Genomic DNA, 20029 nt, shown 5'->3' with positions numbered 1-20029 from the left:
AGAATGCTGACCATCATAAACTAAAGTGAAGATGACTGCAAAAGGCGCCTAAGAAGAAAAGGCCCCAGTTTATTAAAAACTGAGGCCTTTAAGCTTTTATCGTGTTAATAATTTAACGCGATAATATTCACTTCGATTAAGCTTATTGATAGCGGCGGAAAATCAATGAACCGTTTGTACCGCCAAAACCAAATGAGTTACACAGAGCATACTCCATGTTCTCCACTTTTCTTGCTTTGCCAGGGACAAAATCCAGCTTACAAGCTTCATCTGGATTATCAAGGTTAATCGTTGGTGGAACAATTTGATCTGTTAGAGATAAAATTGTAAAAATAGACTCGATAGCACCTGCGGCACCTAAAAGGTGACCTGTCATTGATTTCGTCGAGCTAACTAACACATTAGCGTCTTCGCCAAACACTGAGATAACAGCTTGTGCTTCAGCAAGATCGCCAGCTGGTGTTGATGTACCATGAGCATTGATATAGCCCACAGCGTTTGCATCAATACCTGCATCATGTAATGCATTTTCCATTGCCAATGCCGCACCTTCACCATTTTCAGGTGGTGATGTCATATGGTAAGCATCACTGCTCATCCCAAAGCCAGCAATTTCAGCGTAAATTTTCGCACCGCGCGCTTTTGCATGTTCATATTCTTCAAGAACAATAATACCTGCACCGTCACCAAGAACAAAACCATCACGGTCTTTATCCCATGGGCGACTAGCCGCTTGTGGATCATCATTACGCGTTGAAAGTGCACGTGCTGCGCCAAACCCAGCAACGCCGAGTGGCGTCGTTGCTTTTTCAGCGCCGCCCGCTAACATAACATCAGCGTCGCCATATGCGATCATGCGCGCTGCATGACCAATATTGTGTACACCTGAAGTACAGGCTGTGGCAATAGAAATACTTGGGCCACGAAAGCCGTACATAATGCTCAGATGACCTGCAACCATGTTAATGATCGTCGAAGGAACGAAGAATGGGCTCACTTTACGAGGACCGCCAGCTTGCAATGCCTCACAGTTCTCTTGGATCAAGCCTAGGCCACCAATACCAGAACCAATCGCTAAACCGATACGGGTAGCATTGGCTTCTGTTACTTCCAATCCAGAATCTTTGATGGCTTGAGAGCCAGCAGCAATACCATACTGGATGAATGGATCCATCTTCCGTGCTTCTTTACGGGAGATGCCATAATCTTCGTAATTGAAATCTTTGACTACACCAGCAAATTTAGTTGCGTGGTTGGTAGTATCAAAATGTTCGATGAGGCTGATACCACTCTGTCCGTCACAAACAGCTTTCCATGATGATTCAACTGTGTTGCCGACAGGAGATAACATGCCCAGTCCGGTTACGACTACACGACGCTTAGACACGTAAATCCTCCAAGGAGGGAAATAATTACAAAAGGAACATAGGCGGTCGAGTGACCGCCTAGATAAGTTTTAAAGCTATTATTTTGATGCGTCTGACGCATTCTCGACGTAGTCAATCGCAGCCTGCACTGTAGTGATCTTTTCAGCTTCTTCGTCAGGGATTTCGATATCGAACTCTTCTTCCAGAGCCATTACTAGCTCAACTGTGTCAAGAGAATCAGCGCCCAAGTCATCAACAAATGAAGCTGCTGTTACAACTTCTTCCTCTTTAACACCTAGTTGCTCAACGATGATTTTCTTAACGCGTTCTTCGATAGTGCTCATACTATTAAAATTCCTATCAAAACTCGCTTTCGCGATGGTTTTCGTAGTTTATAAAATACAGGAAAAGATACAACCCAATCCCGGCTGTTGAAACCTTAATTTTGCATTATTTTGCGCTAATTAACACTAATAATGCAAATGGTTCCATCATTTCTTTAGATCATGTACATGCCGCCATTGACATGTAATGTTTCACCCGTGATGTAACCAGCTTCATTAGAAGCCAAGAATGCTACAGCACTGGCAATTTCTTGCGCATCACCCAGCCTATCAGCAGGAACTTGAGATAAAATGCCTGCACGCTGTTCATCTGTCAATGCTTTGGTCATATCAGTTTCAATAAAACCAGGTGCAACGACATTGACGGTGATACCACGGGAAGCGACTTCGCGAGCTAATGATTTACTAAAACCAATCAACCCAGCTTTTGCTGCTGCATAGTTCGCTTGTCCCGCATTTCCCATCACACCCACAACAGATGCGATAGAAATAATACGTCCACAACGTTTTTTCATCATGGCGCGTAATACGGATTTAGATAAACGGTAAACGGATGAAAGGTTAGTGTCAATAATATCTTGCCACTCATCTTCTTTCATGCGCATCAAAAGGTTATCACGAGTGATACCTGCATTGTTAACCAGTATATCAATTTCGCCAAACTGTTGACGAATATTATTCAAGGTTTCATCAATTGATGCAGGGTCTGTCACATTCAGAGAAAAACCTTTGCCTTTTCCGTCCAAATAAGCAGAAATCGCTTCTGCACCACTTTCGCTCGTTGCGGTACCAATAACGGTAGCGCCACGCTCAGCCAGTGTTAAAGCAATCGCTTTACCGATACCACGGCTAGCACCTGTTACCAGTGCAATTTTTCCTTCAAAGCTCATATCGTCCTCAGAGGTTTTCTAACGCAGTCGCTAATGATACAGGATCATTGGCTGCAACGGCAGTTAAATTAGAGACAATACGCTTGGTAAGACCAGTGAGTACTTTTCCTGGGCCTACTTCAACAAGATGTTCAACACCTTGATCTGCCATCAATTCTACCGTTTCAGTCCAACGAACTGGATTATACAATTGGCGGACCAAAGCATCACGAATATTTTCTGCTGATTGCTCAATTTTCACATCTACGTTGTTAATAACGGGGAAAATTGGTGCATTAAACGTGATTTCTTGTAATGCAACGGCTAATTTTTCAGCAGCGGGCTTCATTAATGCACAATGTGAAGGCACACTAACTGATAGTGGCAGTGCACGTTTAGCGCCCGCTTCTTTACAAGCAGCCCCCGCACGCTCAACCGCTGCTTTTTCACCCGCAATCACCACTTGGCCGGGCGAATTAAAGTTAACCGGTGAAACTACCTGCCCTTGCGCTGCTTCCTGACACGCTTTTTCAATTGCTTCGTTATCTAAACCGATAATTGCATACATTGCACCCGTACCTTCAGGTACCGCTTCTTGCATCAACTTACCGCGTAACTCAACTAATTTAATTGCGTCTTTAAAATCTATCACACCAGCGCACACTAGCGCAGAATACTCACCAAGACTATGTCCTGCCATCATCGTTGGCATTGGACCATTTTTCGCTTTCCACACACGAAAAATGGCAACAGATGCAGCTAATAAGGCAGGCTGGGTTTGCCACGTCTTGTTTAACTCTTCTTCTGGCCCATTTTGCACCAATGCCCAGAGATCATAACCTAATGCTTCAGATGCCTCAGCGAATGTTTGTTCTACGAGCGCATTTTCAGCCGCTAGCGCAGACAACATACCAAGAGACTGAGACCCCTGACCGGGAAAAACCATAGCAAATTGTGTCATGTCTATTTTCTCAGTAAATTAAAAACGAACGAGTGCAGAGCCCCACGTAAAACCACCACCAAATGCTTCAAGAAGCACGAGTTGCCCACGTTGGATACGCCCATCACGCACTGCTTCATCAAATGCTGTCGGCACAGAAGCCGCTGAGGTATTACCATGTCTATCTAACGTCACAACCACTTTATCCATGGTCATATCAAGCTTTTTCGCCGTTGCGGAAATAATTCTTAAGTTTGCTTGATGAGGAACTAACCAATCAAGATCCTCTTTCGCAATACCGCTTGCGGCTAATGTTTCATCAACAATGTGAGCTAATTCACGCACCGCAACCTTAAATACTTCATTACCTGTCATAGTTAAGTAAGCTTGCTCTTCAGAGCCACGCTCACGGTTTGGCAATGCTAACAACTCACCATAACGGCCATCTGCATGCAAATGGGTTGATAAAATCCCCGGTTCTTCCGAAGCGCCTATCACCATCGCGCCTGCCGCATCGCCAAACAGTATAATCGTACCACGATCAGCAGGGTCTAAGGTTTTAGACAGTGCATCTGCGCCAATCACTAATGCTTTTTTCGCCATCCCCGTTTTAACAAACTGATCGACGATGCTAATTGCATAAGTAAAACCTGCACATGCTGCGGCAACATCAAAGGCCGCACAGTCATTAATACCCAACATTTGTTGAATTTGACATGCAGCGCTTGGAAATGCATGTGTTGAAGAGGTTGTTGCAACAACAATTAAACCGATTTCGCTGCTATCCACTTGAGCCATTTCTAGCGCTTTTTGCGCCGCATGGAATCCCATTGTTGCAACACTTTCATCTTCACCGGCAATACGTCTTTCATGAATACCTGTGCGAGTTACAATCCACTCATCAGAAGTATCAACCATTTTTTCCAGATCAGCATTCGTTCTAATTTGTGTTGGTAAATAGCTGCCTGTGCCTAATATTTTGCTATACATAGGTTATTGATCACTCCTGGGTAATACGATATTCAACCGAGCCGCTATTCTGTCAGGGACTTGTCTATCAACCGCTTGGACTGCACGTTCGATGGCCGCTTTAAATGCGCCTTCATTTGCAGCACCATGACTTTTAATAACAATACCGTTTAATCCTAACAGAGTTGCACCATTATACTGGTCGGGGTTCAGCTCCCCAAAACGCTTCATTAAACGTTTTTTTAGCCATTTTTTAGCCAGTTTCATCAACCAACTAGGCTTTGTTTGTTTTTCTTCTGATGATTTCAACAAGGAGAGAATGACTCGGATCACCCCTTCCATTGTTTTTAGCGTGACATTACCTGAGAAGCCGTCACACACAAAAACATCTGTTTTGCCTGTCAGTAATTCATTACCTTCGACATAACCGATATAATTAATTGCCGCAGTTTCTTTGAGGATTGCGGCGGCTTCGCGGATATTATCTAAACCCTTACTTTCTTCTTCACCAATATTGAGCAAAGCAACTCTTGGTGAGGCAATTTTGGCGACTTCCTCAGCAACCACTGAGCCCATCACGGCAAATTGCACTAGCATCTCACTACTGCAAATAACATTTGCACCTAAATCAAGTACAACAGTTTGACCTTTTTGCTGATTGGGCAAAATAGTCATCAACGCAGGTCGTTCAATACCTTCGATGGATTTTAGCATCAATTTAGCTAAGCCCATCAATGCACCTGTATTGCCAGCACTTACGCACGCTTGTGCCTGCCCAGTCTTGACCAATTCTAGCGCCGTTCTCATCGAAGTTCCTTTGCTCTGGCGTATAGCAGCTGATGGTTTTGCATCGTTTGCTATCACACTCTGTGCTGGAATTATTTCGACACGCGAAGTCAACTCAGCACTTTGTTGTGCAAGCAGAGGTTGAATGGCGTCAGGTTGACCGACTAGCAGTAATTTGAGTGCTGGATTAGATGCCAGAGCCTGCAATGCAGCAGGCACTGTGACGCGGGGACCAACATCCCCGCCCATAGCATCTAACGCAATGGTTAGATTAGCCAAAGTCTCAACTTGTAAATGAATTACTTGTTGATAACCTTACGGCCACGGTAGTAACCATCTGCTGTCACATGGTGACGCAGGTGGGTTTCACCTGAAGTTTTGTCTACAGAAACTAGGGTAGCAGTCAGTGCATCATGTGAACGACGCATACCGCGTTTTGAACGAGTTGGTTTATTCTGTTGTACGGCCATTGACCTTACTCCTTAAGTACTTTTCTTTAAACTGGCTAATACGGCAAATGGGTTTGGTTTTTCTGCCTCAGGAGGTAGTTCGCCAAAAACCATGTCCGCTTCGGACACTTCACAGTGTTCAGAATCATGAACCGGAACCACTGGTAAGGATAGAATTATTTCATCTTCTATCATTCCCAGCAAATCTATTTCACCAAACTCATCAATTTGAATTGGTTCATAGCCTTCCGGTAATGCTTCGGCCTTTTCGTCACTGACGACAGGACTAAAACAATACGATACGTAAACATGATGCTTGAAATCTTTTCTGCAACGCTGGCATTGTAGGGTGACATCCACATCAGAATGCCCCTCTATGACCGTCAGACGCTGATTATCAATTTTAAATGATAATTCGCTCTCAACATCACTGTCTACACTGACTACTGATTCAGCAATACGTGTAACTTGCTCAGGTTTATAACTCCCGACATAGTCGAGGTTTTTCTGAGCTGCACGCTGCGCATCGATAGTCAGGGGTAATTTTACCTTTTGCATAAGGCGCGCATATTAACTTTGTAATGAACTATAGTCAAAGAAAAAGGCGGGCAAAACTCGCCTTTTCACCAAAAAATCGCCTGTTAAGCGCCAGATAGTTTAAAATGAGTTCATCCGTTTGGCTATGAGTTTCGAGAAAAATTATGAAATCGATTATTTTGGCATCAACTTCACCTTATCGACAGCAGTTGTTAAAAAAGCTTGGATTACCTTTTTTAGCGGTTGCCCCTAATGTCGACGAAAGCGCAGTGCTAAATGAATCCGCAGAAGCTTTAGTGACACGTTTAGCGCATGCAAAAGCCCATGCTATCAGTAAACAATACCAGCAACACTTGATTATCGGCTCCGATCAAGTTTGTGTGATCGATGGGCAAATCATGGGTAAACCACTTAATTATGACAAGGCCTTTCAACAGCTAAAAAAAGCGTCTGGCCATAAGGTCACTTTTTATACTGGCTTATGTTTACTTGACTCAAGTACGGGGAGTTATCAGGTACAATGTGAATTATTCAATGTTTATTTTCGTTCACTAAGCGATAAGGAAATTGAGTCTTATTTACGCAAAGAAGAGCCTTATCAGTGCGCAGGCAGTTTCAAGTCCGAAGGATTGGGGATTGTTTTATTCGATAGACTCGAGGGGCGCGATCCAAATACCCTGATCGGCCTGCCATTAATTCTATTACTTGAAATGCTACGTCACCATGGATATAGCCCATTAAATGATTAAGCATTAAATAATTAAAATAGATAACCGGTAGTTATACTACCGGTGATAATTTTATTGATGATTTTTACGAGCGCGAAGCACTTTTAAACATTGGTTTAACTCATTATCAAGTGGTGCTTGAATACGCATCTCTTCCCCACTCTTAGGATGGGTAAATTTTAATGAGCTCGCATGTAAAAATAATCTTTTTAATCCTGTACCCGCTAATTGGCTATCAAATTGTTTATCACCATAACGGTTATCAAAGGCAATCGGGTGCCCTGCGTGTAAGGTATGAACACGAATTTGATGCGTACGACCTGTAACTGGACTCGCTTTCACCAAGGTCGCATTTTCAAAGCGCTCCTCTACTTTAAAACGTGTTTCTGATGGCTTACCTTCTGGGCTAACGCGAACGACTCGTTCACCGCTTTGTAAAATATTTTTGAGCAAAGGTGCTTGAACCACTTTAGTATGGGACTGCCAATTTCCACGCACAAGCGCCAAATAATCTTTCTGCATTTGTTTTAAACGTAATTGTTCATGCAGTGCCCGCAAAGCCGAACGTTTTTTGGCTACCAGCAAAATACCGGATGTATCGCGGTCAAGGCGATGTACCAGTTCTAAGAAACGTGCCTCAGGCCGTAATGCACGTAACCCTTCAATGACGCCAAAGCTTAGCCCGCTACCACCGTGTACCGCTGTACCTGACGGCTTATTAATCACGAGGATCGCGTCATCTTCATATAAGATGCAATTGGCCAGTGCGGCAACTTTATCGAGTTTCGCAGAAACTGGCGCCTCTTCACGCTCGGCCACTCTAACCGGTGGGACTCGGACTTGATCGCCTTCGGCAAGTTTGTATTCAGGTTTGATGCGCCCTTTGTTTACCCTCACTTCTCCTTTACGGATAATGCGATAAATCATGCTTTTAGGCACACCTTTTAATTTTGCGAGCAAGAAATTATCGATGCGTTGTCCGGCCTCATCATCGCTAATATCAATAAACTGAACTTGATTTTGTGTATTCATTCAAAAATGTGTTAACTCTAATTGATTAAATTACGACCTCATTTGCAGAATATATCATACCGACTCCAAAAATTTTTTTATCATTTTTTTTATTTGGTTAAAGAATAGCTGGTTAGTCATATTTCTAAATAAAATTTTCATATAACTGATCTATCGACTTGCTATAATGTCGTCAGCAGTGGAATAATACACAATTGCCATCATGTTTGATAAAACGATAATTGGCATAAGATATAAGTTTACTATTTGATTGAGTAAAGACGCTGCAATGGCGTAAGACGTCTAGCAAAATCAAATATTTAGCGAGCAACGAATATTAGCTTATTGGGTTAGGAACTTCCGTTAATTTAAATGATGACGGCTTCCTGATTAAGAACGCTGAATTTTTAATCTAAAAATCAGGTTCACCGAATACTGCGCGTCTCTATACGAACGACTGCCGTGAGGCAGGCGGTTTTGTAAAAATCACGAGGCCATCGGTTTACAATAGCTCCTTTTTTCGCTGCTCTTTATTGAAAGTAAAAAATAATGAGTAAGTAACAATATGAAAAGAATGCTAATAAACGCAACTCAACAGGAAGAGTTGCGTGTTGCCCTTGTTGATGGGCAACGTCTCTATGATCTGGATATCGAAAGCCCAGGTCATGAACAAAAAAAGGCAAATATTTACAAAGGTAAAATCACTCGTATCGAACCTAGTCTTGAAGCCGCTTTTGTTGATTATGGTGCTGAAAGGCACGGTTTCCTTCCCATCAAAGAAATCGCTCGCGAATATTTCCCAAGCAACTACCACTCTCAAGGTCGTCCTAACATCAAAGATGTGTTGAAAGAAGGCCAAGAAGTTATTGTCCAAGTTGATAAAGAAGAGCGCGGTAATAAAGGTGCAGCATTAACCACCTTTATCAGCCTAGCCGGTAGCTATTTGGTATTAATGCCAAATAATCCACGCGCAGGTGGCATTTCTCGTCGTATTGAAGGTGAAGATCGCACTGAGTTGAAAGAAGCGCTCTCTTCTCTAGAAATTCCTGATGGCATGGGCCTTATTGTCCGTACTGCGGGGGTCGGTAAATCTGCTGAGTCTTTACAGCAAGATTTACTCTATCGCTTACGTCATTGGGAAGCCATCAAAAAAGCCGCAGAAAACCGCCCTGCACCTTTCTTGATCCACCAAGAAAGTAACGTGATTGTACGTGCATTCCGAGACTATCTGCGCCCTGATATCGGTGAAATTCTTATCGATAATCCGAAAGTAGTCGAAATGGCACGCAACCACATTGAAGCAATTGGCCGTGGTGATTTTGCAAGTAAGATCAAACATTACAGTGGTGATGTGCCATTATTTAGCCATTACCAAATCGAATCACAGATTGAATCTGCGTTTCAACGTGAGGTTCGCCTTCCTTCAGGTGGTGCATTAGTTATTGATACCACAGAGGCATTGACAGCTATCGATATCAACTCCTCACGTTCAACCCGTGGTGGCGATATTGAAGAAACTGCATTCAATACTAACTTGGAAGCGGCCGACGAAATTGCTCGCCAATTGCGTTTACGTGACCTCGGTGGCTTAATTGTTATCGACTTTATTGATATGACGCCTGTAAGGCATCAACGTGAAGTGGAAAATCGTTTACGTGAAGCCGTTCGCCAAGACAGAGCACGCATCCAAATCGCGCGCATTTCTCGTTTTGGCTTACTCGAAATGTCTCGCCAACGTTTGAGTCCATCTTTAGGTGAATCTAGCCACCATGTTTGCCCACGCTGTTCAGGTACCGGTACCATTCGTGATAATGAATCACTGTCTCTTTCTGTTCTTCGCCTGATTGAAGAAGAAGCATTGAAAGAAAACACCCATGAAGTGCATGCAATCGTTCCGGTACAGATTGCCTCCTATTTGCTTAACGAAAAACGTAACGCTGTCAGTGAAATTGAAACACGTCAACGTAATGTGCGTGTCGTCATCGTGCCTAATGACCAGATGCAAACACCACATTTCCACGTGATCCGTATTCGTAAAGGCGAAGAGATTAATACACTAAGCTACAACTTAGCGCAGTACCATGAAACGGAAACACTGAATGGTACCGATGAAACAACCGCTGAGCGAAAAATGCCTGAGCAACCTGCAATTTCTGCGTTTGCTTTGCAGGAACCCGTAGAGCAACCTGTTGCGGCTAAACAAAAAGAAAATAAACCTCGCCCTCAAACACCAAAACAACCTGCTAAGGCAGATTCTGAGGTGAGTTTATTCAGTAAAATTGCGGCATTCTTCAAGAAACTATTTGGTGAAGAAGAGAAAGTTGTTGAGAAACCTGTCGAAAAAAATCGTCAGAACAACGACAGACGTCGTAACAACGATCGTCGCAACAACAATAACCGCCGTAATAACCGTCGTGACCGCGATGATAATAATGAAAATCGTGATAACCGCGACAATCGTTCTAATCGTAATGCACAAAGTGACGATAACAACAATCGTAAGGGACGCAATAACAATAATAAGAATGCGAACCAACAAAACGATCAAGCAACCGATAGTAATAATCGTGATGCGCAACAGCAACAGCGTCGTGACCAACGCGCTGAACGTCGCCGCCGTCAAGATGAGAAGCGTCAGCAACAAGCCGCTAAAACTCAACAAGATGTAAGCCAAGACGTTGACTCATCAACCACAGAGAAAGAAGAGGCTCAGCCGCGTCCTGTTACACCACGTCGCCAACGTCGTCAGTTAACGCAAAAAGTTCGTATTACTGATGACAATAACGTTGATGTGATAACGCAAAGTGAAACCACAGAGACTGTAGACGTGGCCGCTGAAAATAATGCTAAACCGATTGCAGCATTACCAGCACCAACGACCTCTGTTGAAATGCAATCTAGTCGTGTTGTTGAGCCAAGTAATGATGAATTACCAGAAACTCAAACAGATGATGAAGAAAAACAAGACACTATCATTCCTCGTCGTTCACGCCGTTCACCTCGTCACCTTCGTGTGAGTGGTCAACGTCGCCGTCGTTATCGTGATGAACGTCATTTAACTAAATCACCAATGCCACTATTTGCTGCTGTTGCATCTCCTGAACTGGCATCAGGTAAAGTGTGTATTAGCTACCCAATCGTTCAACCACAACAAGATGCGGTTGCCATTATTACTAATGAAGAAATGCTTGAGCAACAAGCTGTATTCAACACTGAATCAGCGGTAACGTCTGATGATGTCACGACTCAACCTATTACACCTGTTGACGAAACTGTATCAACGGAGCCAAAAGAAGCTGAAGTCGATATCGTTACTGAAAAAACAGAGCAACAATCTGTTCATTTAGAACCTGTATTTGCCCCACAAGCAGAGCCTGTTGTTACGGAACATTCAGAACAAGTTATTCAGGAAACACAAGAAAGTCGTCAACCAGAACCACAGGTTGAAGTGTTACCTATAACGGTAGAACCTGTTATCGAAGAGACTGTGGTTGAACAACCTAAAGTAGAACAATCTGTTGAAGAGGTTCCGGTGGAAACTGTTCAGGCTGAAGAAGTTCCAGTAGAAACAAAACCACTTGAACAAGTGCAAAGCGAAACCATCCAAGAGTCAGCTGTTGAAGTAGAGACAGCGCGGACAGCAAAATCCGCGGTTATCGTGGCAAGCAAAGCAGTACGCCATGCTTACTCACCAATGACCAAAGCACCAGCTCCAGAAGTGGTTGCGTCAACGTTTGAAATGAAGGTTTATCAACGTGAAGCTTCAACTTTTGTTAGTAAAGGCGCCGGAGGACATGTTGCAACAAACTGCGCGACATCCGAAATGGCAAAACCAACAAGTAACGAATAATCGATTACTGGTCAGTTAAGTCCGTTTTTTCTACAAAACCCCTCAATAATTCGAGGGGTTTTTTATTTCAAAAAACAAAAAAAGTGGTTCTAACACACCTAAGTATATTGCTAATACTTTCGCCTCTTATTAAATCCGTGTCGTACAACACCTAAATAGCTATCACGGTTTAGGCTAAAATAAACATCAGTAATAGATGTAAAAAAACACAATTACGGATGAATTTGCATTAAACATAAAGGCAAAAATGCCATTAATTCTTTCGTAGAATGAACTTTAATCAATTCAACACTAATTCGACTACAATAATAGCTCAAAAGAAGCAGTTTTATCGTTGTTTATCATTAAACTACTCTCTTATGAACGATACAAGGTAACTAAAAAGGAACAAAAAATGACTCATTGGGTGATTTTCGGCGCAACCAAAGGGATAGGCTATATTTTAGCCAAAATGGGTGTAAAACAAGGGAAACAAGTCACAGCATTCGTTCGTCGAGCAGAAGATGCGGAACGGCTAGCCGCTGAAGGTATTCAAACTATCATTGGCGATGCCACTGATTTCAATTCACTCGAACGTATTTTCGCTCAAACTACCCCAGAAACCGTGGTATTTACCACAATTGGTGGCGCTCAAGCTGACTTTTACGGCAATTATAATATTATTCGTAAAGCCGAGCAGCATCAGATAACTCGATTATTATTCGTTACATCAATTGGTTGTGGTGATAGCTGGTCAACCTTATCACCTAGGGCAAAATCATTATTTGGTCCGTCGGTAAGACAAAAATCGATGGCTGAAAACTATCTTCAGAGCAGTGAGATAAATTACACCATTATCAGACCCGGCGGCTTGATGAGTGTACCCGCGACACATAATGCAAAATTATTGTCGAATGAGGCTCATGGTGTAATAAGTCGGGAAGATGTTGCGATCGTTCTCGCTAAATTAGTTGAAGATAAAAGTAGTTACCGACAAATATTTGCCGTTGTTGATCCTGATTTGAAACCAGGTTGGAGCAAGTGAAATTGAGAGCCGAGGATAACTCGGCTCAATTTTATTTATTTAACGTCTTTCTTACTTAAATCACCCATCTCTTTTAATTTATTAGAGATCTCACGGCGCTCTTTCGACAGTTCCGCATTTTTAATGATGTAATCATCAACACGATCATCATAGTCACTGCGCATGTTGGCAATAATTGCTTGAATTTCTTCAATCGTCATGCCTGGCTTAATATAATCACTCAGGTTATCAAGCAATAAAACACGTTTTTGGTTATCACGAATTTTCTTTTCGTTATCGGTAATTTCACGGCGAATTTTATTTTTACGACGATACATACGCACAAATTCCAGGACATTTTGGAAAGATTGCTTGTTAGCGTTGTCCATGTTTAAAAACCCTCTATTAGAAAAACAAAACGCATCTCTACCTACACAATACCTTCTATCAGTAGATTGTTACAACCCTATTTCACCTATTCATTGATTTAAAAACAGTGAAAAGGGACTTTTTGCTTAATATACATACAGTATAGGCTGAATTGTTTCAGTTATCTCTTTTAAGCCGCCGTTTTTCCTTTAATTTCTGCCAAGGACGTATTGTGCTCAACGGGATCCATTTTATCGCCACGTAAACAAAATGCCGATAGAATCGTCGTAATCACAACAAAACATCCCATAATCAAATAAGTATCAGCAAAACCTATCTTATCGTATCCCCACCCCGCTAATGGCGATAAAATACTGGCCACAATCGAAGTAATGCAACTGAAACCCACTAAATACAGCGTTGATGATAACCGCTTATCAAAATGACGGCTGTTATACTTAAAAATAGCAATTAACAGTATAGGCAGCTCTACTGCATGTAATAACTTCATGGCTGAGATCATGATCGGGCCTTCGACTAAGGCAGAGCCTATGATCCTAATTGCCATCACACTACTGGCAAACAACAAGCCATTTTTAGCGCCAATGCGGTTAACGATATAGGGTGCGAGGAACATCCCACCAGCTTCTAGAAAAACTTGTAATGAATTTAAGTAGCCATACATTTCATTGCCCATTTTTTCATCTTGGAATTGATGCGCAAAATAGACCATAAACTGCTGATCATACACACTATAAATACAGGTACCTAATACAAACAAAATCAGCGCCCAGAAACGAGGTAAGGCAAACAGTTGTAATGCATCACCAATAGTGATCCCAGAGGGCTTTCCATGTTCTAGGCTGTTAAATGCATTTGTTTTATCTGTTTTTAACCGTAATAAAATCACTAAGAAAATGACACCTGAAACAGTTGCCATAATAAAATTATAGTTCGGATCAACATTAATATTACGCCCAGCAAAGAAAGTGGCGATAGCCCAACCTAGAGAGCCCCACATCCTTGCTTTACCGTATTCAAAATCACGCAGACGGCTTACCCGTTCAGTATAAGACTCAAGAACACCAATCCCTGCATGAAAAGTCATCCCAATGAATAAACCACCAGCTAAACTGCCAATTACGACATTCCATTGTAATAATGGGCCAAACAACATAAAAAATGGCCCTGATGATATTAATAAGATTGCGATAAACAACAGTAAATTTTTACGCAGCCCTAATTTATCTTGTAAAAATCCATACAGTGGTTGCGCACATAGCGCGATAATTGAAATACATGAGAATATAACCCCTGTATCTGTGCCTTCTAAACCAACATATTTTCGAAGCCAAATAGCCACAACTGAAAACGTTGATGACCATGTAAAAAAGAAAAAAAACAGTAATGCGCTCAATGAGGCATAGTATTTTCTTGACTCGATGTTCATTATCATTTGCCCATTCATTTCCCTGACTGAGAAAATGTTAAGGTTAACATTAGTGCTAAACTAGGAATTCACGTTAATATTGTGATGTTACGCACGATTGTTAACGTTAACAATCGTGTTTTGTGAGCAATATCACTTAAAGTATTGGCATAAAAAATCCACAGTTAACTTAATAATATTCAAAATTATAGACTCTAAATAATTTGAAGTGCAGTTAAACAAGAAATCAATGGGCGGTTAGGAACATAGAAAACGATGTAACTGGCGCATATGAACGAACTTATCATCGCTTAACGAGAAATGCGCTAATTTGAAGTATCGCAAGGGACAGTGAATTAACAATAACTCGGACAAGAAGATAAAATTGCATGAAACTCTAGCCCTCAAACGAGGGCTCGCGATATCAATATTCAGCTATTGAATTTTACTGTTAAGAAAGGTAATTGCATCATCTAAAATGCTTTTTCGTGCAGGATTGGATTCTTCTTTTGCTTCCGCTTGTAGCCTAGTTACTATTTTTTGTTTATTCACTTCGCTACTGGCAAGTAACCCTACTGTTACCCTACCAATCTCAGACAAAATCAAACGTGTTCTTTCATCATAAGTATTCATAAACGCATCCTTTTTTGTAGTGATGTATTAAATAGTAGACTAAAAATACAGTGTTTACGCTTATTTTTACGCTGTTTTACGCTATTTTTTGATTAACACCACCAGAAAAAAACAATTTAACATATTGATAATAAATGGCTTATTGATATTTAAATTTTAAAGATAGCTAGCTGAATTTAGTTAAACAACAGTTTACTTTTAAATACCATTCGTTCAGGTTTTCCCCCATATCAGGTATAATAGAAGGTCGGTGTTTTATGTTTGCTATAAATAGATTTAAATAATTCACAATATCCTCATCACGGAAACCCTGCTCAGGCCAAATGGAGAAGCACGTTGCAAGAGACTAAAAAACAGCCCTCATTCTTTATCCATGACTATGAAACCTTTGGTAAGCATCCAGCGCTAGATCGCCCTGCACAATTCGCTGGAGTACGCACAGACTTAGATTTTAATATCATCGATGAGCCAGAGGTTTTCTATTGTTCACCTAGCGATGATTATCTTCCCCAACCTGAAGCTGTAATGATCACCGGAATCACTCCGCAACTTGCTTTAGCTCAAGGGGTCAATGAAGCAGAGTTTGCTAAACGCATTCATCAAGCCTTTTCTCAGCCAAATACCTGTATCATGGGCTATAATAATATTCGTTTTGATGATGAGGTTACGCGTAATATTTTCTATCGTAATTTTTACGATCCCTATGCCTATAGCTGGCAGCAAGGTAATTCACGTTGGGATTTATTAGACGCATTACGAGCCTGTTTTGCGTTACGCCCTGAAGGGATCCAATGGCCTGAAAATGATGATGGATTACCGAGTATGCGCCTTGAACATCTGACTAAAGCCAATGGAGTTGCTCATGAAAATGCCCATGACGCAATGTCTGATGTATTAGCCACCATCAATATGGCGAAGCTCTTAAAAGCAGCACAGCCAAGAATGTTTGACTACTTTTATCAATTACGTAATAAAAATAAAGTTAGTCAGCTGATTGATATTGTGGATATGACCCCTTTAGTCCATGTTTCAGGTATGTTTGGTGCTTTACGTTCCTACATTAGCCTTGTTGCGCCATTAGCTTGGCACCCAGATAACCGTAATGCCATCATCATGTGTGATCTTTCAGCTGATATTTCGCCATTGATTGATTTACCCGTGGAAGTACTGCGCGAACGCTTATATACCCCTAAATCTGAATTAGGTGATGCTTTAGCTGTTCCGATTAAATTAGTACATATTAATAAATGCCCAATTTTAGCGCCTGAAAAGACATTACGAACAGAGGATGCCCTACGTACAGGGGTTGATCGTGACCTTTGCTGGCGTAATTTAGAAATTTTGCGTAAAAATCCAGATGTTCGCAACAAGGTCATTGAAATTTTTGCACAGGCACAACCCTTTGATGAGCCTGATGATGTAGATGCAAAAATCTATAGTGGCTTTTTTAGTAGTTCTGATCGTTCAACGATGGATATTATCAGAGAGACATCACCACTGAATTTACCTGCGCTCGATCTCACATTTGAAGACTCTCGAATGAAAGAACTGTTTTTCCGCTATAAGGCACGTAACTATCCCACAATTCTCTCCTATGATGAACAACAACGTTGGCTGCAACATCGTAGAGATTACTTTACCGAAAGCCGTTTGACCGATTATATGCACACCATTGAATTACTCATGATCGAGCATCAAAATGATGCTGAGCGCTGTAAACAATTAAAAGCCTTGGTGAATTACGCAAGGGAATTAGCGAGTTAATCTATACTCCAAATAATTCAAATGCAGGTTGGCAACAAGTGAAGATACCCGCTGAACATAGATAAACTATAGGATTTGGATAGCAGAACGTGGCCAACAACTTCCATGGGGCATATACACTGCCGCCAAACATATTATGTTTGGCGGCAGTGACTAAGATTTTTGATATCAATTAAGAAAATCAATTCATTGATTTTAACTGATAACACGAAACGGGAAAAAGCCGCTTTATCCCGCTTCGCCAACAACCTTAATGGTCGTGGTTACACCCACAATCCCCTTCCCAGTTTTTCTTCTTGGTGGTTTTCCCTAAACCAGGGTTCATAGTATTAGTGGGATCCGCTTGTTTATAAAAAGATTTAAGCTGCGGCTGCGCTTTATAAAGATGGCCCACATTATGCTCAGCAGGATACTGCGCACCGCGTTCATCCAACAACGCTAACATTTTTTCTTTCAGTTCTTTTGGATCAACGCCCTTTTTCAATACATAGTCTTGATGCATCACATGACACATAAAGTGACCACAATATAATTTATGTACTAATAATTTTTCAATTTCAGGTGGCAGTTTTTCAAACCAGTCGCGATCATTACGACGTAATGCAATATCCAAAGGTAAAACATCTTCAACATCTTTATTATGCACGGCATGATAGCGAACTGCTGAGCCTGCCGCTGCAAAACGGTGTAAAAAAGCTTTAGCGCCTTCTTCGGGAGTACATTCAAAATAGCCGCCATCTGCGCTAGCAAAAAATGATTTTAACCACACTTGTGCTTCTGCAATACCATCGCCCGCCATTTTTAGCATTAGGTGATGTTCATATTTATCGCGAAATTGCTTCATACGCGGTGGTAAATGCGATGGCCATAATTTACTAAGCAACTGCATAGTGCGGTCAACAAGATTTGATGGCAATAAAGGCACTTTATTGAGCACCGCGTCAATACGCCCTTTAATGGTGAAAAAGAGCGGCATTTTATCTGTGCCGAATTTATCAATCATTAAAAAGGTATCTTTGCCATACACTTCTGCAATATCAAAACAACCACGGTGCATATACTCACCAGCAACGGGTAAATTTTTGAACTCACTTAAAATATGACGACGAATATCTTCCAGTACATCAGGGTTATTCGAGCCAATATAAAACACCTGAGTTGAAGTATCTGCTGGGAAGGTATCAAGGCGTACAGCAAAAACAGCCAGTTTCCCTGCACAACCAGATGCTTCAAATAAACGACGCTCATCAGCATTAAAACGAGATGGCGTATCTGCATCAACATCACGTACCCGTTGTGCATAGTCATGATCAGAAGCCAATTTTTCACTATGCTCAATATCTTCAGTACGATAACGACGGTTTTGCAGATTCGTTAATATCTCTTCCGGTGTTTCACCTAAATCAATTCCTAAATGGTTAACTAGCTCGACTGTGCCGTCTTCATTAACGCGGCCATATAAAGCTAACTCTGTATATGCAGGGCCTCGACGGACTAAAGAACCACCGGAACTATTACAGATCCCTCCCACTACTGAAGCACCAATACACGATGAGCCAATTAATGAATGAGGCTCACGACCAAGTGGTTTTAGTATTTTTTCTAAGTCATAAAGCGTGCTGCCCGGCATGGCAACCACTTGATTAAACTCTGGGAGTATTTGGATTTGGTTTAAACGCAATGTACTGATGATCACAATATCGCGATCATAATCATAGCCACTTGGTGTAGACCCTTCAGTTAGCCCTGTATTTGCTGCCTGCATAATCACTATTTTATCTGCTTCAACACAGGCTTTAAACACATACCATTGCTCTAACAGAGTCGTAGGGAATACAACCGCAATCGCATCCCCCACACCTGAACGAAAACCTTTACGATAACGCTCAGTTTTATGGGGTTCAACAAGGATATTTTTGTTGCCAACAATATTCCTGAGTGTGAGTAATAGTCGTTGGTTCTCAGGATTTTTTGCATTGTTCATATGCGCGCCTTTTCACTCGAATTCATATTGATTATTGGTAGTATAATACTAGTGCTAACAACAGTATCACATAATATTAAGATATTAATAGGCTATATTATTTATCTTAAGGACTTCTTAAATAGCCAAAAATATTCCATATTAATGATATATACACATAGTTATCTACATACTTGTTTATTTTTTTCTTTGGTCTGAAAAATCAAAACAATCGTTACTTAGCTCTTTCAACGCATTGATGAGAAATTCTTTGTCATTTATCGACTTTAAAGGAATGATAATTTCATCATATTCTGCGGTATACCGCCCCTTTTCGGTCTTAGGCGGGCAAAAGGCAAAATTCACGCAAGTCTCATAGACAGCAACATAATGTAAAGCATCCCAGTAAAGGCTAATATTTTGGTTTGGCTCATCAAATACAAATCCTTCTGGATAGAACCAATAATGGTTTATTTTATCTGCTTTGATCAATCCCTGTTTTAAAAAAGATCCATGCAATGATACAGCGCGCCACAATCCAAATCGAAAACATAAAACAAATAATCCCAAAATAATAAATGAACCACCTATTATTTGTATTATCGTCGTGTAGTAAGGGATATTTTTATGAAAAAACAAGGGATCATCAAATGTGAAACGTATAAATGATGCAACTAACAACACAAAATCAATATGGACTATCCAGCGAATAATTTTAAATTTTCTTTTATATAGGCTAATCAATTCTTGCTTAAATTCAGTGAGCATCTCTTTGTAACTTGCCGGTGTGTACTGAATATCAATTTTATAAAATGGTTGTTCCTGTGTAGAGGGCTCAAAATAGAAGGGATTCATATTTTCTCCTTTATAATCTAGGCGTTACATTATGAAATATCAGTAAGCCCAGTCAATAAGAAGATTCGTGATACCACTCTATTATGAATTTTTATAACAAAAATAGCGCCTTATGGCGCTATTTAATTATTACACGTTGATATAACGTCAATATCGCTTATTC

Annotated in this window: 18 protein-coding genes; 4 read left to right on the top strand and 14 right to left on the bottom strand. The window is 41.1% G+C overall.

Features of this window, described 5'->3' with window-relative positions:
- Positions 1–142: 142 nt before the first annotated feature.
- The 8 genes from fabF to yceD form a co-directional block, all read right to left on the bottom strand.
- Positions 143–1387, bottom strand: a complete 1245-nt coding sequence (fabF, locus tag SC428_RS00260; RefSeq protein ID WP_070927138.1) for a beta-ketoacyl-ACP synthase II — start codon at positions 1385–1387, stop codon at positions 143–145.
- A 78-nt stretch (positions 1388–1465) separates the two neighbouring features.
- On the bottom strand, positions 1466–1711 hold the full coding sequence (acpP, locus tag SC428_RS00255) for an acyl carrier protein (protein ID WP_070927140.1): 246 nt from the start codon (positions 1709–1711) through the stop codon (positions 1466–1468).
- Positions 1712–1866: 155 nt separating this feature from the next.
- Positions 1867–2601 carry a 3-oxoacyl-ACP reductase FabG gene (fabG, locus tag SC428_RS00250; RefSeq protein WP_070927142.1) on the bottom strand — a complete coding sequence of 245 codons (735 nt, stop codon included), beginning with the start codon at positions 2599–2601 and terminating at the stop codon, positions 1867–1869.
- A gap of 7 nt (positions 2602–2608) precedes the next feature.
- Positions 2609–3541 carry an ACP S-malonyltransferase gene (gene fabD, locus SC428_RS00245; RefSeq protein WP_070927144.1) on the bottom strand — a complete coding sequence of 311 codons (933 nt, stop codon included), beginning with the start codon at positions 3539–3541 and terminating at the stop codon, positions 2609–2611.
- Positions 3542–3559: 18 nt separating this feature from the next.
- Complete coding sequence (locus SC428_RS00240; RefSeq protein ID WP_070927146.1) at positions 3560–4510, bottom strand: beta-ketoacyl-ACP synthase III; 951 nt, start codon at positions 4508–4510, stop codon at positions 3560–3562.
- A gap of 3 nt (positions 4511–4513) precedes the next feature.
- Positions 4514–5554, bottom strand: a complete 1041-nt coding sequence (gene plsX / locus SC428_RS00235) for a phosphate acyltransferase PlsX (protein ID WP_140186024.1) — start codon at positions 5552–5554, stop codon at positions 4514–4516.
- 20 nt (positions 5555–5574) lie between these two features.
- Complete coding sequence (rpmF, locus tag SC428_RS00230; protein ID WP_004253223.1) at positions 5575–5745, bottom strand: 50S ribosomal protein L32; 171 nt, start codon at positions 5743–5745, stop codon at positions 5575–5577.
- Between the two features lie 12 nt (positions 5746–5757).
- Positions 5758–6282 (bottom strand): 23S rRNA accumulation protein YceD, encoded by a 525-nt coding sequence (gene yceD / locus SC428_RS00225; RefSeq protein WP_070927148.1) that lies wholly within the window; start codon positions 6280–6282, stop codon positions 5758–5760.
- Positions 6283–6425: 143 nt separating this feature from the next.
- Between yceD and SC428_RS00220 the strand changes: the two genes are divergently transcribed.
- Positions 6426–7010, top strand: a complete 585-nt coding sequence (locus SC428_RS00220) for a Maf family protein (RefSeq protein ID WP_070927150.1) — start codon at positions 6426–6428, stop codon at positions 7008–7010.
- A 51-nt stretch (positions 7011–7061) separates the two neighbouring features.
- Here SC428_RS00220 and rluC read toward each other — a convergent pair whose 3' ends face one another.
- Entirely contained in the window at positions 7062–8021 is a 960-nt protein-coding gene (rluC, locus tag SC428_RS00215; protein ID WP_070927153.1) for a 23S rRNA pseudouridine(955/2504/2580) synthase RluC, read from the bottom strand.
- Positions 8022–8565: 544 nt separating this feature from the next.
- On the opposite strand from rluC, the gene rne reads away from it, so the two are divergent.
- Positions 8566–11850, top strand: coding sequence for a ribonuclease E (gene rne, locus SC428_RS00210; RefSeq protein WP_318705360.1), 3285 nt, complete (start codon positions 8566–8568; stop codon positions 11848–11850).
- A 394-nt stretch (positions 11851–12244) separates the two neighbouring features.
- Positions 12245–12874, top strand: a complete 630-nt coding sequence (locus SC428_RS00205; RefSeq protein WP_070927158.1) for an SDR family oxidoreductase — start codon at positions 12245–12247, stop codon at positions 12872–12874.
- A gap of 35 nt (positions 12875–12909) precedes the next feature.
- Here the strand turns inward: SC428_RS00205 and tmaR are convergent, their stop codons facing one another.
- The 3 genes from tmaR to SC428_RS00190 form a co-directional block, all read right to left on the bottom strand.
- A complete protein-coding gene (gene tmaR, locus SC428_RS00200) occupies positions 12910–13242 on the bottom strand; it encodes a PTS system regulator TmaR (RefSeq protein WP_070927160.1) in 333 nt (110 codons plus the stop codon).
- A gap of 170 nt (positions 13243–13412) precedes the next feature.
- Positions 13413–14672: an MFS transporter gene (locus SC428_RS00195; RefSeq protein ID WP_070927162.1), complete on the bottom strand. Its 1260-nt coding sequence runs from the start codon at positions 14670–14672 to the stop codon at positions 13413–13415.
- A 414-nt stretch (positions 14673–15086) separates the two neighbouring features.
- Positions 15087–15284 (bottom strand): hypothetical protein, encoded by a 198-nt coding sequence (locus SC428_RS00190; protein ID WP_070927164.1) that lies wholly within the window; start codon positions 15282–15284, stop codon positions 15087–15089.
- Positions 15285–15620: 336 nt separating this feature from the next.
- Here SC428_RS00190 and sbcB point away from each other — a divergent pair, with 336 nt between their 5' ends.
- Positions 15621–17048, top strand: a complete 1428-nt coding sequence (sbcB, locus tag SC428_RS00185; protein ID WP_272580015.1) for an exodeoxyribonuclease I — start codon at positions 15621–15623, stop codon at positions 17046–17048.
- Positions 17049–17298: 250 nt separating this feature from the next.
- Here the strand turns inward: sbcB and dld are convergent, their stop codons facing one another.
- Together dld and SC428_RS00175 are read right to left on the bottom strand one after the other, a co-directional pair.
- Positions 17299–19032: a D-lactate dehydrogenase gene (gene dld, locus SC428_RS00180; RefSeq protein WP_318705353.1), complete on the bottom strand. Its 1734-nt coding sequence runs from the start codon at positions 19030–19032 to the stop codon at positions 17299–17301.
- 177 nt (positions 19033–19209) lie between these two features.
- Positions 19210–19866 carry a hypothetical protein gene (locus SC428_RS00175; protein ID WP_140186028.1) on the bottom strand — a complete coding sequence of 219 codons (657 nt, stop codon included), beginning with the start codon at positions 19864–19866 and terminating at the stop codon, positions 19210–19212.
- Positions 19867–20029: the final 163 nt, after the last annotated feature.

The sequence above is a fragment of the Providencia sp. 2023EL-00965 genome, assembly GCF_033550225.1.
GTDB lineage: Bacteria > Pseudomonadota > Gammaproteobacteria > Enterobacterales > Enterobacteriaceae > Providencia > Providencia manganoxydans.
Note: the sequence above shows the minus strand (reverse complement) of the source record. Positions and strands in the feature narration are given on the sequence as shown.

Excerpts from the sequence above, each read along its gene's own strand:
- SC428_RS00195 (WP_070927162.1), bottom strand. The coding sequence starts at position 14,672 with ATGAACATCGAGTCAAGAAAATACTATGCCTCATTGAGCGCATTACTG.
- rpmF (WP_004253223.1), bottom strand. The coding sequence starts at position 5,745 with ATGGCCGTACAACAGAATAAACCAACTCGTTCAAAACGCGGTATGCGT.
- fabG (WP_070927142.1), bottom strand. The coding sequence starts at position 2,601 with ATGAGCTTTGAAGGAAAAATTGCACTGGTAACAGGTGCTAGCCGTGGT.
- SC428_RS00220 (WP_070927150.1), top strand. The coding sequence starts at position 6,426 with ATGAAATCGATTATTTTGGCATCAACTTCACCTTATCGACAGCAGTTG.
- rluC (WP_070927153.1), bottom strand. The coding sequence starts at position 8,021 with ATGAATACACAAAATCAAGTTCAGTTTATTGATATTAGCGATGATGAG.
- acpP (WP_070927140.1), bottom strand. The coding sequence starts at position 1,711 with ATGAGCACTATCGAAGAACGCGTTAAGAAAATCATCGTTGAGCAACTA.
- dld (WP_318705353.1), bottom strand. The coding sequence starts at position 19,032 with ATGAACAATGCAAAAAATCCTGAGAACCAACGACTATTACTCACACTC.
- SC428_RS00175 (WP_140186028.1), bottom strand. The coding sequence starts at position 19,866 with ATGAATCCCTTCTATTTTGAGCCCTCTACACAGGAACAACCATTTTAT.
- SC428_RS00190 (WP_070927164.1), bottom strand. The coding sequence starts at position 15,284 with ATGAATACTTATGATGAAAGAACACGTTTGATTTTGTCTGAGATTGGT.
- tmaR (WP_070927160.1), bottom strand. The coding sequence starts at position 13,242 with ATGGACAACGCTAACAAGCAATCTTTCCAAAATGTCCTGGAATTTGTG.
- rne (WP_318705360.1), top strand. The coding sequence starts at position 8,566 with ATGAAAAGAATGCTAATAAACGCAACTCAACAGGAAGAGTTGCGTGTT.
- SC428_RS00240 (WP_070927146.1), bottom strand. The coding sequence starts at position 4,510 with ATGTATAGCAAAATATTAGGCACAGGCAGCTATTTACCAACACAAATT.
- fabD (WP_070927144.1), bottom strand. The coding sequence starts at position 3,541 with ATGACACAATTTGCTATGGTTTTTCCCGGTCAGGGGTCTCAGTCTCTT.
- SC428_RS00205 (WP_070927158.1), top strand. The coding sequence starts at position 12,245 with ATGACTCATTGGGTGATTTTCGGCGCAACCAAAGGGATAGGCTATATT.
- yceD (WP_070927148.1), bottom strand. The coding sequence starts at position 6,282 with ATGCAAAAGGTAAAATTACCCCTGACTATCGATGCGCAGCGTGCAGCT.